This window comes from Lacinutrix sp. WUR7 (assembly GCF_016864015.1).
In the GTDB taxonomy this organism is placed as follows: domain Bacteria; phylum Bacteroidota; class Bacteroidia; order Flavobacteriales; family Flavobacteriaceae; genus Oceanihabitans.
In genome coordinates, this window is the sequence record NZ_CP045067.1 from 3,189,803 (window position 1) to 3,204,880 (window position 15,078).

At 34.1% G+C, this 15,078-nt stretch carries 12 protein-coding genes; 4 read left to right on the plus strand and 8 right to left on the minus strand.

The genetic code is table 11. The features are described 5' to 3' along the window. Position 1 precedes the first annotated feature (1 nt). The 4 genes from FG167_RS14090 (at position 2) to FG167_RS14105 (ending at position 3,016) form a co-directional block, all read left to right on the plus strand. On the plus strand, positions 2-1,039 hold the full coding sequence (locus FG167_RS14090; protein ID WP_203458868.1) for a sensor histidine kinase: 1,038 nt from the start codon (positions 2-4) through the stop codon (positions 1,037-1,039). A gap of 4 nt (positions 1,040-1,043) precedes the next feature. Continuing rightward, positions 1,044-1,772 carry a LytTR family DNA-binding domain-containing protein gene (locus tag FG167_RS14095; protein ID WP_203458869.1) on the plus strand — a complete coding sequence of 243 codons (729 nt, stop codon included), beginning with the start codon at positions 1,044-1,046 and terminating at the stop codon, positions 1,770-1,772. A gap of 141 nt (positions 1,773-1,913) precedes the next feature. Continuing rightward, entirely contained in the window at positions 1,914-2,213 is a 300-nt protein-coding gene (locus tag FG167_RS14100; protein WP_203458870.1) for a hypothetical protein, read from the plus strand. A gap of 227 nt (positions 2,214-2,440) precedes the next feature. Next, a complete protein-coding gene (locus FG167_RS14105; RefSeq protein WP_203458871.1) occupies positions 2,441-3,016 on the plus strand; it encodes a DUF6515 family protein in 576 nt (191 codons plus the stop codon). 79 nt (positions 3,017-3,095) lie between these two features. On the opposite strand, the gene FG167_RS14110 is transcribed toward FG167_RS14105, so the two are convergent. The 8 genes from FG167_RS14110 to FG167_RS14145 form a co-directional block, all read right to left on the minus strand. Next, entirely contained in the window at positions 3,096-3,512 is a 417-nt protein-coding gene (locus FG167_RS14110) for a heavy-metal-associated domain-containing protein (protein ID WP_203458872.1), read from the minus strand. 26 nt (positions 3,513-3,538) lie between these two features. Next, positions 3,539-3,694 (minus strand): hypothetical protein, encoded by a 156-nt coding sequence (locus FG167_RS14115; RefSeq protein ID WP_203458873.1) that lies wholly within the window; start codon positions 3,692-3,694, stop codon positions 3,539-3,541. Positions 3,695-3,721: 27 nt separating this feature from the next. Next, complete coding sequence (locus tag FG167_RS14120) at positions 3,722-5,437, minus strand: efflux RND transporter periplasmic adaptor subunit (protein ID WP_203458874.1); 1,716 nt, start codon at positions 5,435-5,437, stop codon at positions 3,722-3,724. 4 nt (positions 5,438-5,441) lie between these two features. Further along, positions 5,442-7,940: a heavy metal translocating P-type ATPase gene (locus tag FG167_RS14125; protein ID WP_203458875.1), complete on the minus strand. Its 2,499-nt coding sequence runs from the start codon at positions 7,938-7,940 to the stop codon at positions 5,442-5,444. Then, complete coding sequence (locus FG167_RS14130) at positions 7,940-9,184, minus strand: TolC family protein (protein WP_203458876.1); 1,245 nt, start codon at positions 9,182-9,184, stop codon at positions 7,940-7,942. Before FG167_RS14130 ends, FG167_RS14125 begins: the two co-directional genes overlap by 1 nt. 9 nt (positions 9,185-9,193) lie before the next feature. Beyond that, positions 9,194-12,943: an efflux RND transporter permease subunit gene (locus FG167_RS14135; RefSeq protein ID WP_203458877.1), complete on the minus strand. Its 3,750-nt coding sequence runs from the start codon at positions 12,941-12,943 to the stop codon at positions 9,194-9,196. Positions 12,944-13,059: 116 nt separating this feature from the next. Further along, positions 13,060-13,473 (minus strand): hypothetical protein, encoded by a 414-nt coding sequence (locus FG167_RS14140; protein ID WP_239004399.1) that lies wholly within the window; start codon positions 13,471-13,473, stop codon positions 13,060-13,062. Between the two features lie 309 nt (positions 13,474-13,782). After that, positions 13,783-14,547: a hypothetical protein gene (locus FG167_RS14145; protein WP_203458878.1), complete on the minus strand. Its 765-nt coding sequence runs from the start codon at positions 14,545-14,547 to the stop codon at positions 13,783-13,785. Between the last annotated feature and the right edge of the window lie 531 nt (positions 14,548-15,078).

Here is a 15,078-nt window from a genome sequence, read left to right on the forward strand (position 1 = left end):
TATGTATAAAAAGAAAACCATAACCGTAGTATCACATTTGCTTGTATGGCTTACACTATTGTGTGTGCCATACTTGCTATCCTACGGCGAAGAACAAGAAATTAATAGGGTTATAGCACATTTCTGGGTCCCATTATTCTTTTCGTCCATCATATTTTATATCAACTTTTTTGTGTTTGTAGACCGCTTGTTATTTTCCAAAAAATCACTGCAGTTTATTATTCTAAATGCAGTAATGATTATCTTCTTCTTATTTTTAAAAGAATATATTGAAGACACCTTCTTTCAGGAAATTTCTAAGCAACGTTTGGCAAATACAAATAGAGTAAAGCCTCCATTTAAAATGGCTATTTATATACAATTGCTAACTTACTTAGCGCCTTTATTCTTTTCGGTGGCATTAAAGTCTACAATGCGATGGGCAAAAACAGAAACAGAACGTAAAGAGGCTGCGAATTTTAAATTGGAATCGGAGTTACAGCATTTGCACTATCAGTTGCAACCGCATTTCTTTTTTAATTCTTTAAATAATATTTATTCTTTAGTCGATATTTCGCCAGATCAAGCCAAATCTTCTATACATAGTTTGAGTAAGTTGATGCGCTATATGTTATATGAAACTAATGTAGAATCCATTCCTCTTACTAAAGAAATTGATTTTCTTAAAAAGTATATCGATTTAATGAAGTTACGAGTATCGGACAAAACATCTGTTAGTTATAGTTTTCCTATTAAAGATACCGGCATCCAAATTGCACCTTTATTGTTTATTTCATTAATCGAAAATGCTTTTAAACACGGTGTTTCTGCCACCAAACTAAGTAGTATTGATATTAACATGACTTGTGATGATAAAACCGTTTTATTTTCTGTGGAAAACAATAATTTCCCGAAGATAACAGACGATAAAAGTGGCTCTGGTATTGGACTTCAAAATTTAGAAAAGCGTTTGGAGTTATTGTATGCAGATAAATTCAGTTTTAAAACTATCGTAAAAAACGATCGATTTTTAGTAACATTAAAAATAGAAACTAGTTAAACGTATGAGCACTATAAAAATCACCTGTATTATTGTAGACGATGAGCCTATGGCTCTTAATTTGGTAGAAAGTTATGTGGAGAAAACACCTTTTTTAGAACTAAAACAAAAATGCAGTAGCGCTATTGAGGCTTTGGAATTTATTAAAAAAGAACCTGTAGACTTACTGTTTTTAGACATACAAATGCCAGATTTAACAGGCTTAGAATTTTCTAAAATGCTACCGAAAGAAACACGTGTTATTTTTACAACGGCTTTTGATCAATATGCTTTGGAAGGCTTTAAAGTAGAAGCTTTAGACTATTTGTTGAAACCTTTTGATTATGCCGAGTTTCTAGCAGCAGCCAATAAAGCTAATAGTTGGTTCTCCTTGGTAAAAGGAAAGCAACAAAACATGGTTTCTGAAGAAAAGGAATTTCTTTTTGTAAAATCAGAATACAAACAACTACGTATTAAACTAGCAGACGTATTGTATTTTGAAGGATTAAAAGATTATATCAAGATATGGTTAAAGGATAATCCGAAACCTATTTTAACGCTAATGAGCTTAAAAGCATTAGAAGAAGAATTACCAGAAACGCAATTTATGCGTGTACATCGTTCGTTTATTGTATCGCTAAAAAACATAGATGTTATAGAGCGTAGTCAAATTATTATCAATGACCAACGTATCACTGTTTCGGAGCAATACAAATCCAAATTTTTAGAATTCATTAATAATAACTCCCTTTAAAACAATTCGTCTATAAAATCAACCCTTTAATAGAATAATTAAAACATAACTCTAATCAAGAGTGTATTAATTAAAGGTAAAGGTATTTTTGCCGAAAATTAAATATAAAATTAATTACCAATATAAATACAAATACAAATTATGAAAAAAGTAGTACTTACATTAGCAATTGCAATAGGTTTATTTAGCTGTGATAGCGTGAAAAACGTTAACACATCATCGGTATCTCAAGCAGCAACATTATTAGGATCATTAAGTTCAAACTCCACAGTGCAACAAATCACTAGTCTTTTTAGCTTATTAGACACTAATAATGATGAAGCTATTAGTTCTACCGAAGCTATTGGTTCTGTTGCAGATAATTTTAATGTTTTGGATACAGATAGTAGTTCAAGTTTAAACCTTTCAGAATTAACTGGTTTATTAGGATTATTAAAATAATTTTAATATTTCAATAGTTTAAAAGCAAGGTATACTTTCGTAGTATACCTTTTTTTGTTTCCATAAATAAAATCTACATAGATAAAAAAATCCTGTTTGTAGATAGAATATAGGCAACTGTCTATTTGCTTTTTTATAGTTCTTTTATGTGTATATCTTTAAACTATTCCTATTAAAAATAGTCTTAATAGGTAATAAATAAAGTTTAACCTTTAAAAAATTGAATTATGAAAACATTTATAAAAACACTGGTTTTACCAACCTTATTTATGGTTGCGGTTAGCACGCAGGTTTCTGCACAAACACGTCGTAATACTACAACGACCACTGTAAAAAGTAAAGTAAACACCAAAAGAATAGCTAGTACGAAAGTGACTTATAAAACCCCTAAAAAGAAAGTGGTTTCTGTAAGAAATGTACCAAACAAAACTATAATTAACCACAAAGGTCAAAACTATTATTATGCAAATAACCAATATTACACACAGTCTAGAGGTCGTTATATTGTTATAGCACCAAAGGTTGGTTTTAGAATAAAAGTATTACCTACAAATTATAGACGTGTGCATTTTAATAACCACAACTATTTTAATGTGAATGGTATCTTTTACATCCAAATAAATAATGAATATGAAGTAGTAGATCCAGAAGTAGGCACTGTAGTATATGAGCTTCCAGAGGATTATGAAAAAGTAGTAATAGACGGTCAGAATTATTATGAATACGCTAATATTCTATACGAAAAAGTACAAGTGGATGGTACTAGAGCGTATGAAGTAGTTGGTATTATAGATATGCAATAATATAATTAAAACAAAAGCCTATTAAAACAACTGTTTTTAATAGGCTTTTTTTGGTTTCAAAATGAAGAATGGAAAGCTGTTATTCTTTCGACTCTCCAGATTGATTCATCTTCATTTCATGATCATATTTACAACAACCTGGTAAGTTTTCATAAGCTGCTTCACTTCCTAGAACTTTATCGGTATCATAACCAGAAGCTGCAACCGCATTATGAATAGCCATGGCATCGGTTTTCGTATCATCAAAAGAAACCTCTATTTTCTTTTTATCTACATCCCAATTTACTTTAGATACTCCAGCTACAGCATTCGCTGCTTTTTCTATGGTACTTTTACACATACCACAGTTGCCGCGTACGCCAAAAGAAATATCGGCCATAGCCATTTCGTTAGATATTTCAGTAGTTGTTGTTTCTGTTTCTTGTTTGGTTTCGTTTTTACAACTTGTCAAACTCACTGTAGCTAATACTGCTAGACTTAAAATTATTTTTTTCATGGTTTAAAATTTTATGTATTCGTTATTTATTTAATTACTTGTAAAGCCCATACTATTAATAAAAATCCTACGCCTGTTAAAGCTGGAGCTGGAATTTTCATTATCACACCAATAGCAAGCATCGCTATTGCTGTTAAAGCAAGTAGAACGCTTATAATATTTAATTTCTTTATTCTAGTCATCCTATATTCGTTTTTTAATGTTATTATTTATTTGATTTCTTCAATGACACTTCCACAAGTTATCATGGCATCTCCATAATAAGGATTTCGAATATCCTTGTCATTACTCAGCCACATGGCACCATTGTTATTATTTGCCATTGGGCATTTCTGAACATATAATGTGGTATCTAAAGTCCCCATATTCATAGTTAATGCTACTATATTTTCATTGAGTATTACAAAATGTGCACGTTGCTTTTCTATTTCGTTATTTTCGGAAATCGCTTTTAGCATAGATCGTGTTTTATTAAAATGTACTAATTCCACTTTTCCTAAATTCGCGGAATCGAAATTTTGTGTTTTCTGATACATAGTACTAGCGATATCGGAAACAGTTTTCCCATCGCTTACAATAAAGGCATCTTTCATCTTTAGGTACATAGGAAGTATTTCTTTAAACTCTTTTTGAAAATGGGCAGGGAACGTCATTTTCATAACTTCCATAGCTGGTTTGGATGCTGATGTATTGGATGTATTCATCATCGATTTCTTACCTTGTAATTGTGCCGCTGCGTCTACGGTAAAAGTCCCGTTGGTTACAATTTCATCTTCCTTTTGCAAACCTTCTAAAACGGGATAATTACTTCCTATTTGGTTTCCGATTGTAATTTCTCGCATTTCAAAAACGGGTGCTGTAGGATTGGTTTTTACATATACTACCGAACGTTTTCCTGTCCATAAAACAGCAGAAGCAGGAATGGTTAATACTTCTTCTTCGTTGGTAGCATTGGCAATTGCTTTTAATTTACCTTCCACAAACATTCCAGGTTTAAACACACCTTCTTTATTATTCAGTACCACTCTTAATTTTACGGTTCTTGTTTTGGTATCTAAAATAGGATCTATAAAATCCACTTTCCCATTAAATGTTTTATCCGGATAGGCATTCGTTGTTACCACAACAGCTTGTCCTTTTTTAACTTGGCTGATTTGATTTTCATACACATCAAAATTTGCCCAAACGGTATTTAAATTTGACACTTTAAAAATAGGTTTCCCATCCATAATATGCGAACCTTCGTTGATTGCGATTTCGGTAACCACACCAGAAACATGCGAGTAAATAGTAAAACTTGTTTTTACTTGTCCGCTTTGTTCTACTTCTTCCAATTGCGGACCGTGAATCATCCAATTCTTAAATTTGTTCTTCACCGCATTATATAATTGTGGCTGGGTTGCTTTTAATTTATATGCTGTAATTAATTCCTGCTGTGCAGCAACAAGATCTGGTGAATATATTTTAGCAATTGCTTGTCCTTTTCTCACTTGTTCTCCTAAGGAATTCACATACAGTTTTTCTATTCTTCCGTCAAAATGAGCAGGCATGGTTGCTGTTTCATTTTCATTCTCCGTAATTTTCCCAGATAAAACAAAACCGGAATCTGCATCGTAACTACTTGTACCAACCATAGAAGTTTGAATGTTGGCCAATGCCATTGCATTTTCAGAAAGCTTAAATTGATCTGCTAGTAAGCCGTCCGAATTACTTTTTACCGGAATTAAATCCATGCCACAAATAGGACAATCTCCTGGTTCGGATTGCATGATTTGTGGATGCATGGAGCAAGTCCACATAGTACTATTCTCTACTATTTCATTATGTTTATGTTCTACCTCTTTATTGGAAGAATCTCCAAAAAGGAATGCTCCCAAAAGTAAACCGACAGCTAATACTGCAATATAAAGGATATATTTTTTCATTATTTTATATTTTAATTCTTCGTAATCGTAATGCATTTGCAATCACCGAAACTGAGCTAAAACTCATCGCTAATGCCGCAATCATTGGAGATAGTAAAATTCCAAAAACCGGAAATAAAACACCTGCCGCAATTGGTATTCCGACCGTGTTATAGATCAATGCGAAAAACAGATTTTGCTTAATGTTTTTCATTACTGCCACACTTAAATGTTGTGCTTTCACAATGCCGTGTAAATCGCCTTTTACTAAAGTAATCATGGCACTTTCAATAGCGACATCGGTTCCTGTTCCCATTGCAATACCAACATCACTTTTAGCCAATGCTGGTGCATCATTAATTCCGTCACCAGCCACAGCGACCACTTTTCCTTCCTTTTGTAATTTCTCTACTTCTTGCAGTTTATTTTCCGGTAACATACTTGCTTTAAAATCGGCAAGATGCAACTCCGAAGCCACAGCTTGTGCAGTATCGTAATTATCTCCGGTAAGCATAACAACAGCAATACCTTTATCCTGAAGTGCTTTAATCGCTTTTGCGCTAGTTGCTTTTATTTTGTCTCCAATAACCACGTAACCAACTACTGTTTTGTCTACGGATACATAGGAAACGGTCTTTCCTTGTTTCTGGTATGTTTTGGCTTCTTCCGCCATTTCGGGAGTAATCTCTGCATGGGCATAATCCATCATTTTAGGATTTCCTAAGGCTACTTTTTTATTGTTTATGGTAGCTTCGACACCTTTTCCGGTAACGGCACTAAATCCTTCCGATTTTAGAATTTCTATATTTTGTGCTTTTCCGTATTTTACTGTTGCTTCGGCTAAAGGATGTTCACTATTTATATTTAAAGAAACAATGTATTGTAGCACTTCTTTATCCGTTAAAACGGCATGAAATGCGGCCGCTTTTTCTACGGTTGGTTTCCCTTCGGTAATGGTTCCTGTTTTATCGATAATTAAAGTATCTACTTTTGCCATTCGTTCTAATGCTTCTGCATTTTTCACCAATACACCATTTTGCGCACCTTTACCAACACCAACCATTATAGACATTGGTGTCGCTAAACCTAGCGCACACGGACAAGCAATAATTAAAACTGCGATGGCATTTACAAAGGCATATACGTAAACCGGTTCTGGTCCCCAAATGGCCCAAATTGCAAAAGTGATTAATGAAATGATAACTACAACAGGCACAAAATAACCCGAAACTTTATCCGCTAAATTCTGAATTGGCGCGCGACTTCTACTCGCATCATTCACCATTTGAATAATTTGAGAGAGTAGTGTATCACTACCAATTTTTTCTGCTTTCATTAAAAAAGATTGGTTTCCATTAATGGTACCACCACTAACTTTATCGCCTTTAGATCGATCTACAGGAAGCGGTTCTCCAGAAATCATAGATTCGTCAATAGTCGTATTTCCTTCAGTTATAATACCATCTACGGGGATTTTATCGCCAGGTTTTACTTTTAGAATATCATGTAAAGCAATCTTATCGATTGGCACTTCCACATCTTCACCATCCATTATTTTGGTTGCTTTATTGGGAGCTAATTTTAGTAATTCTTTTACTGCAGAATTCGTTTTACTATGCGCACGCGCTTCTAAAAGTTGTCCTAAAAGTACCAATGTAAGAATCACGGTTGCAGCTTCAAAATAAACATGAACTGCTCCGGATGCTGTTTTAAATTGACTTGGAAAAAGGTCTGGAAAAAACATTCCGAATACCGAAAATAGCCAAGATACGCCAGCACCAATTCCGATAAGGGTAAACATATTTAGATTCCATGTTTTGATACTTCGATATGCACGTTCAAAAAACATCCATGTTGCATAAAACACCACAGGAATGGAAAGTGCGAACTGTACCCAATTCCATTGTTTCTGTTCTAAAATAGTGTACAACGGATTATTAGGAATCATCTCACTCATCGCAATTAAAAATATGGGTAAGGTGAATACCACTGCAATCCAAAACTTTTTTAATAGCTTTTTATAGGTTTTCTCTTCTGCGGAAATATCTGGTTTCATGGGCACTAAATCCATACCACAAATAGGGCAGGAGCCTGGTTCATCTTTTATAACTTCGGGATGCATTGGGCAGGTCCATTGTTCGGTATTAGTAATAGATAGATTTTGTTCTTCTACTAAATCCATTCCACAAACCGGACAATCACCAGGCTTGTCGTAAGTTTTATCGCCTTCACAATGCATTGGACAATAGAAAGTTCCGGTGCCATTTTTTGCGGATTGTTTTTCTTTTGTAACTTCTACGTGTGGATGGTCTCCTAAGTTATGAATGCTATATCGTCCGCCATCGTTTTCAAGTGCTTCTTGAAATTTCTCCAATGGAATATGTTTTTCTATTTCGATGGTTGCTTCTGCTTTTTCTAAATCTACCGAAGCTTTAGAAACACCTTTTACTTTAGAAAGGGTTTCTTCAACATGACTGCGACAACCGTTGCAAGTCATTCCATGTATGTGATAGGTATGTTTCATTATTTTTGAGTTAGATAATTAATAATTGCGGATTGCATATAATATGCTTTAATCGATTCTGTTTGATCCATTTGAAACTTTAATTGTAATTCTTGAATGTCTAAAACATCATTAAAATCGATGGTTCCTGTTTCGTAACTTCGAATTAAAATATCTTCCGCATCTTTGGCTTGTTTTATATTTTTAACCTGTGTATTATAGCTGATTCTTGCGGAAATTCTATCGTTTATCGCTGTATCCAAAAGCGTTTCTAAGCTATTTAAACGCTCTTGTTTTTGCGCTTCAATCTCTTGTTGTTGTAATTCATTTTGTTTGGTTTTCGACTTGTACTTTTTATTAAAAATTGGAATAGATACCGAAACGGTTGGCATAAAAATATCTTTTCCTTTTTCACTAAAAGTAATGTCTGAATCTGCTTGAATATTGATATAATCGAATCCGAAGCCAAAAGAAGGATTACTTTCTTTTTGATTCAATACTTCGGATTGTTCTACCGATTGAAAAAGCTTGTCGTATTTCAATAACTCGGGATGCAATGCTAAATTTTCAGAAGGGATTTCAAAATCTTTGGAAGGCATTATCAATTCGTCTACCACATCAATTTCTATATCCTTTTTTCTATTTAATAATTTATTAAAATTAGTTTGTTCTGCTAGATATTGTTGTTTTAAAACCTGTTCTAATTGCTCCAATTCATTCTGTTGCATTTGTAATTTAAAAACATCTACTGCGGAAGCTTTTCCAACTTCAATCGATGTTAATGCCAGCGTTTCATAGGTTTTAAGAAGTTCTCTGTTTTCGACTAAAACCGCTTGTTTTGCTTTGTTATCGTATAATCTATAATACGATTGAGCTATGGAAACTATTAATTTTCGTTTGGCAATTACAATGTCCTCATATTTAGCATCGGCCAAAGAACTCGCATAACTTTCTCGCGAAGCAATAGTACCAAACCAAGGCAGCATCTGTTTTGCCGATACTTTAAAACGTTGTGTACCTGTTCGTGTTTCTGGTTCTAAAACAAAATACCCAGCACTAAATTCGGTGTTTGGTAAGGTGTTGACTTCATTTACTTTTTCGGAAGCAATATTATACTGCAATTCGAATGCTTGAATTTCAGGATTATTCTCAAAAGCTTCGTTGATATAGGTTTCTAATTCTTGACTTTGCCCGTTAAGAAAAAAAAATAAAGAACCAAAAAGCAAAACAGCTTTATGTACGATATGTATATTAAGGATTTTCATAATGTTTTTTTAGTCTATTTTTCTAAGCACTTTTTTCTCTATTCTCTTTAACTTCATTTCCTCTCTCCAGCTATATAAAACGGGAACGATAAAGTAGGAGGTAACGTCAATTACCATTCCTCCAAATATTGGAATTGCCATTGGAATCATAATATCACTTCCTTTTCCTGTGGAAGTTAATACCGGTAACAATGCAAGAATGGTAGTTACTGTAGTCATTAAACACGGACGAATACGTTTTTCTGCAGCTTGTAAAGCAGAAGCACGGATGCTTTTCTTATCGGAAGGTTTTTCACGATCAAAACTTTGCGTTAGATACGTTGCCATGACTACGCCATCATCGGTTGCTATTCCGAATAGGGCAATAAAACCAACCCAAACCGCCACACTTAAGTGGATGGTTTTCATATTAAAAAGATCCCGCATATTTTCACCAAAAAGGTTGAAATTGAAAAACCAATCTTGACCATATAGCCAAATCATAATAAATCCACCTGCAAATGCAATCGTAATTCCTGTAAACACCATTAATGATGTGGACACCGATTTAAACTGAAAATAAAGAATTAAAAAGATGATCGCTAATGCCAAAGGCACTACAACAGCAAGCGTTTTTTCTGCACGTAACTGATTCTCGTAAGTTCCTGTGAATTTATAACTGATCCCTTGAGGAACGATTAATGCTCCTGAATCTATTTTCTCTTGAAATAAGGCTTGTGCATTTTCAACGACATCAACTTCAGCAAAACCATCCAATTTATCGAATAAAACATAACCTACTAAAAAGGTGTCTTCACTTTTTATTACTTGCGGACCTTGCTCATACCGAATCGTTGCTAATTCGCTTAACGGCACCGGACTTCCTTTTTCAACAGGAATATAGATGTCTTTTATATCTTCCGGATTGCCACGCAATTCTCTTGGGTAACGAACACGAACGGCATATCGCTCTCGGCCTTCCACAGTTTGGGTTAATTCCATACCACCAATGGCAACTTTAAGCACACTTTGCACATCTGCTATAGAAATTCCGTAACGCGCTATTTTTTCTCTATCGATATCAATGAGCAAATAAGGTTTACCAACAATTCTATCGGCAAAAACAGCTTCGACTTTAACACCTTCGGCTTGTTTTAAAAGATTTTCCAATTCCAATCCGAAAGCTTCGATTTGTTTTAAATCTTGTCCTTTTACTTTTATTCCCATTGGCGCTCGCATGCCGGTTTGTAACATGACCAGTCGGGTTTCTATTGGCTGTAATTTTGGTGCAGAAGTAACTCCTGGTAACTTAGTGACTTTTATTATTTCTTTCCAAATATCATCAGGATTTTTAATTTCTGGTCGCCAGTTGCGGTAGAATTCGCCATCGTTGTCTTCTATTAACTGAGACCTTTCGACTGCGCTCAAGGTGACATTTTGGGTGTTATTTGGATTTGCAATAAATCGTTCATCTTTCAGTTCAAATAAACCAGCAGCATTTACTTTATACCGTTGCCTTTTTCCTTCGGCATTACGCATATATTCGGATTTATACTGAATCATATTTTCGTACATCGATAAAGGAGCGGGATCTAACGCAGATTCTGTTCTTCCAGCTTTTCCTACTACCATTTTAATCTCTGGAATGGTAGCAACTGCAATATCTAATTGCTGTAACACGCGTTTATTCTCTTCTACACCAGCATGCGGTAAAGAAGTAGGCATCAAAAGAAATGACCCTTCATTTAACGAAGGCATGAATTCTTTTCCTGTGTTATTCATAATCCAACCACCAGAAATAAGTACGATAGTTGGGAGGATTAGAAATAGCATTTTATTCGCTAAAGCCCATTTTAAAAGTCTTCCGTAATAGATTCTTAAAAGAGAAAAGATTCCTAAAACTCCGAAGCAAATAATAGCTACAAAAACTAAATTGATTAGAATACTACGATCAAAACCTAATGGTCTCCAATATTCGGCAAGTAGAAATACGATGGCGGCTGATGAAATAATGATGTTTATGAGATTCCCTTTTTTAGCATCTATTTTTCCTAAAACAATAAATAAACCTGTAATTCCGAAAGCAATTAAAATGCTTCCTAACCAATAACCAGATATAATAACTACAATTCCAGCAACTATTATTGTGCCATTTAAGAAATATCTAAAGGTATTTTTAAGTACTGTTTTTCGGAATAGGAAAGCTGCTAATGGCGGAATTATAAACAAGGCAATTACCAAGGATGCAGATAATGCCATTGTTTTTGTAAAAGCTAAAGGTCGAAATAGTTTTCCTTCGGCACCAATCATTGTAAAAACAGGAACAAAACTGATTATGGTTGTTAAAACAGCTGTTAAGATAGCCCCAGAAACTTCCGCAGTAGCGTTATAAACGACTTCATTTATAGTATATGCTGTGCCATCTTCTCGAAGTCTTAATTTTTGATCATCGAGATGGCGAATCATATTTTCGGCAAGTATAACACCAACATCTACCATGGTTCCAATGGCGATTGCAATACCAGAAAGCGCCACAATATTAGCGTCGACATGAAATAGCTTCATCGTTACAAAAACCATCAAAATAGCCACAGGTAATAATCCGGAAATTAAAATGGAGGCTCTTAAATTAAACACCATAATAATGATCACTAAAATGGTAATTAGAATTTCTAGTGTTAATGCTTCGTTAAGTGTATCTAAGGTTTCTACAATCAATTCGGAGCGATCATAGAAGGGAACCACGGTTAATTGAGAAGTGCTTCCATCTGCTAATACTTTGCTTGGCAAGCCACCTTTTAGTTCCTCAATTTTCGCTTTTACATTGGTAATTACTTCCATTGGATTCGCGCCATATCTGGCTACTACAACACCACCAACAACTTCGGCACCTTCTTTATCTAATAAACCACGACGTGCTGCAGGACCTAAAGATACTTTAGCAATGTCTTTAATCTTAATGGCTGTGTATGCTTCGGAAGTCACTACAGCGTTTTCAATATCTGCAACCGATTTTACATAGCCTAAACCACGGACTAAATATTCGGCTTGATTAATTTCTAACGTTTGTGCACCAATATCTTGATTACTACTTTTAACGGCCTTTACCACTTGATTTAAACCAATATTGTATTGACGCATTAACTCTGGGTTCACATCTATTTGATATTCTTGCACATAACCGCCAATAGAAGCTACTTCGGAAACACCACTTGCAGAAGACAAGGCGTACTTTACGTAGTAATCTTGAATACTTCGTAATTCCTGTAAATCCCAACCACCAGTAACTTTTCCGTTTTCATCGCGGCCTTCCAGAGTGTACCAATATACTTGACCTAAACCGGTAGCATCTGGACCTAAAGCAGGATTTACACCCTCTGGTAATAAGTTACTTGGTAGGGAATTTAATTTTTCTAAAATCCGACTTCGGCTCCAGTAAAATTCGATGTCTTCCTCAAAAATAATATAGATACTGGAAAACCCAAACATAGAAGAACTACGAATGGTTTTAACACCAGGAATACCGAGTAGGGAAGTGGTTAGCGGATAAGTAATTTGGTCTTCGATATCTTGTGGCGAACGACCTTCCCATTTTGTAAAAACGATTTGTTGGTTTGCACCAATATCGGGAATAGCATCTACAGCTACTGGATCACTTGGCAAAAAGCCAATATCCCAATTAAAAGGAGCATTTACAGTTCCCCAACCAATAAAAAGGACGAGTAATAAAACGGCTACGAGTTTATTCTCTATTAAGAATTTAATGCTTTTATTTAGCATGAATTATGATTATTAAACAGTTAGAAAGAGATGCTATCCCAAATAGGAAAACACCAAATACAAGAAATCATCCTAATGAAATAAATCATTGGATAATACAGTCTATTGTTTAAAAATCAAATTAAATAAGTCTCGTCTAGCTTGAAGATTTCCTTGCTGACGAGTGGTGGTTCATATGCTTTATACGAAGATACATTGCTGTCTAAACCTTCCAAAAGGTTGCTATATGCATATACAAATGAAGCTATAAATACTTGTTGTTCTAAAGAGATAGTATCGAATTGAATTTGTAATTGGTCTTGACCATCTACAAGAACTTGTTCGTCATTACAACAACTCTTTTTAGTAATGGAACAACCATCTGTAGCGGGCTTTTCCATTTTCATTCCGCAACCTTTTGCTTTATTAAAAATAGCAGTTTCTACCAAAGTATCTCCACAATAATGCATACTTACACTGAATGACATTGTAGAGAATAACACTACAAAAGCCATTGCAAAAGACATTATTTTATGGAATATTTGCTTCATATTACTTACAAAGTTACAATATTTAAACTATCCTGAATTTTGTTTAACAGAATTTTAAAAAATATTTTATCTGCATTAATTGCTTTTACATTATTACTATTGATTTTTATCCGGCCTTTTTGAATAAAAAAAAACACCCCTTTTCATAATGAAAAGAGATGCTTTTAAAATAGTTTGATTTTACTTAAACTTTGCTATTAATCAATCCAAACTAAATTTTTTAATGAAAATATTATTCTTAGGGAATTATTTTTATGGTAGTTTACTTTTATTGTTTATCGCTTTTTTAAATAAGACGATGTTTTTAAATTATCTTGCTTTATGGGTTCTTGTTAATATATATCGGATATCATAAATCTCTGCTGCATAATCGGATTCTATTTTAACTGTTCCTCCGTTTGACTCCCAAGTAGCTAATGTGTACGCATTAAAAGAACTCAAATAATAATGTTCTACTCCAACCCCTTTTGACGTAATAAAGTCTCTTGTGTATATTTCTCCAACAGCACCTCCAATATCGATTGCTACTGTTATTTTTGTTGTTTTGTTAGCTGTAGGATTTACTTTAAATTCTATGAGTACATTTAAACCATCTCCATCTCTTCCTGTTATAGTAGAGGTAGTAGCATCATAGAACGTTGTTACATCCATAGGTTTTTGACTATCTCTAACCGTATTTGCATCATTAGGTAGCGTAACTTTAGAATAAGCGGATAATGTTAAAGGGCTTGCAGAGGTGTAAGTTCCATCGGCATAATCTCCCCATCCTGTATAATCATTACTACTTCCACTTACAGCACTAAGGCTTACCCAACTTGCTCCATCAAAGAAGTAAAACCCATTTAAATCGGTATCAAATACTAATAGACCTTGCACAGGACTGGATATTGCTGCTTTTTGAGCGGTAGTCATTCTAGGTGTTAAAAGTCCTTTATCTGTGGAAGTAACATCTAACATGGCAGAATCATCAGGTGTTAATGCGCCAATACTTACTTGACCTATAGCATTATAGTTGATAGATGTAAAAATGGCAATGGCCATTAATAATATTAATTTTTTAGTAATGTTTATCACGTTTATTTGTTTTGGGGTTTATAAATTGGTAACTTTTTTAAATCTCCTTATCCTATATAAATAGGAAGGATTAATATTTGGTTTATATTATTCGTATTTATTGAAAAACTAAAAGCAATTTAGATGCCAAAACAATCCTGCCTGCAGTTTCACATCGCTAAAACCTTTATTATTAACGAGTTAAGATTTTTGCGCTTTTAAGGAGCTAAAATAAAACATCGATATACCGTTTATTTTTTCAGCTGAAATACACAATCCACGGTATACCGATAAATAAAAGGAATAAAGAATAGGAGAATCACACACTTCATTCTGATATTAAATAATTCATGTAAAACGAGAAATATGCTTGAAAAGTTTTAAATAAATTTTTGCTCTATAGATTTAACTTAGTTTAGGAATAGGAAGGAGAAATACAATTTTAAATATGACGATGTCATACAAGTAAAATGGAACATGGATTGCATCTATCTTATTGGTGATAGTGAAATTTCAGGTTTTAAAGAAGGAGCAATAGAGGCAGAGCGGTAT

Bases quoted from the DNA above. Each gene is read 5' to 3' on its own strand.
- FG167_RS14090 (WP_203458868.1), top strand. From the start codon at position 2: ATGTATAAAAAGAAAACCATAACCGTAGTATCACATTTGCTTGTATGG.
- FG167_RS14095 (WP_203458869.1), top strand. From the start codon at position 1,044: ATGAGCACTATAAAAATCACCTGTATTATTGTAGACGATGAGCCTATG.
- FG167_RS14100 (WP_203458870.1), top strand. From the start codon at position 1,914: ATGAAAAAAGTAGTACTTACATTAGCAATTGCAATAGGTTTATTTAGC.
- FG167_RS14105 (WP_203458871.1), top strand. From the start codon at position 2,441: ATGAAAACATTTATAAAAACACTGGTTTTACCAACCTTATTTATGGTT.
- FG167_RS14110 (WP_203458872.1), bottom strand. From the start codon at position 3,512: ATGAAAAAAATAATTTTAAGTCTAGCAGTATTAGCTACAGTGAGTTTG.
- FG167_RS14115 (WP_203458873.1), bottom strand. From the start codon at position 3,694: ATGACTAGAATAAAGAAATTAAATATTATAAGCGTTCTACTTGCTTTA.
- FG167_RS14120 (WP_203458874.1), bottom strand. From the start codon at position 5,437: ATGAAAAAATATATCCTTTATATTGCAGTATTAGCTGTCGGTTTACTT.
- FG167_RS14125 (WP_203458875.1), bottom strand. From the start codon at position 7,940: ATGAAACATACCTATCACATACATGGAATGACTTGCAACGGTTGTCGC.
- FG167_RS14130 (WP_203458876.1), bottom strand. From the start codon at position 9,184: ATGAAAATCCTTAATATACATATCGTACATAAAGCTGTTTTGCTTTTT.
- FG167_RS14135 (WP_203458877.1), bottom strand. From the start codon at position 12,943: ATGCTAAATAAAAGCATTAAATTCTTAATAGAGAATAAACTCGTAGCC.
- FG167_RS14140 (WP_239004399.1), bottom strand. From the start codon at position 13,473: ATGAAGCAAATATTCCATAAAATAATGTCTTTTGCAATGGCTTTTGTA.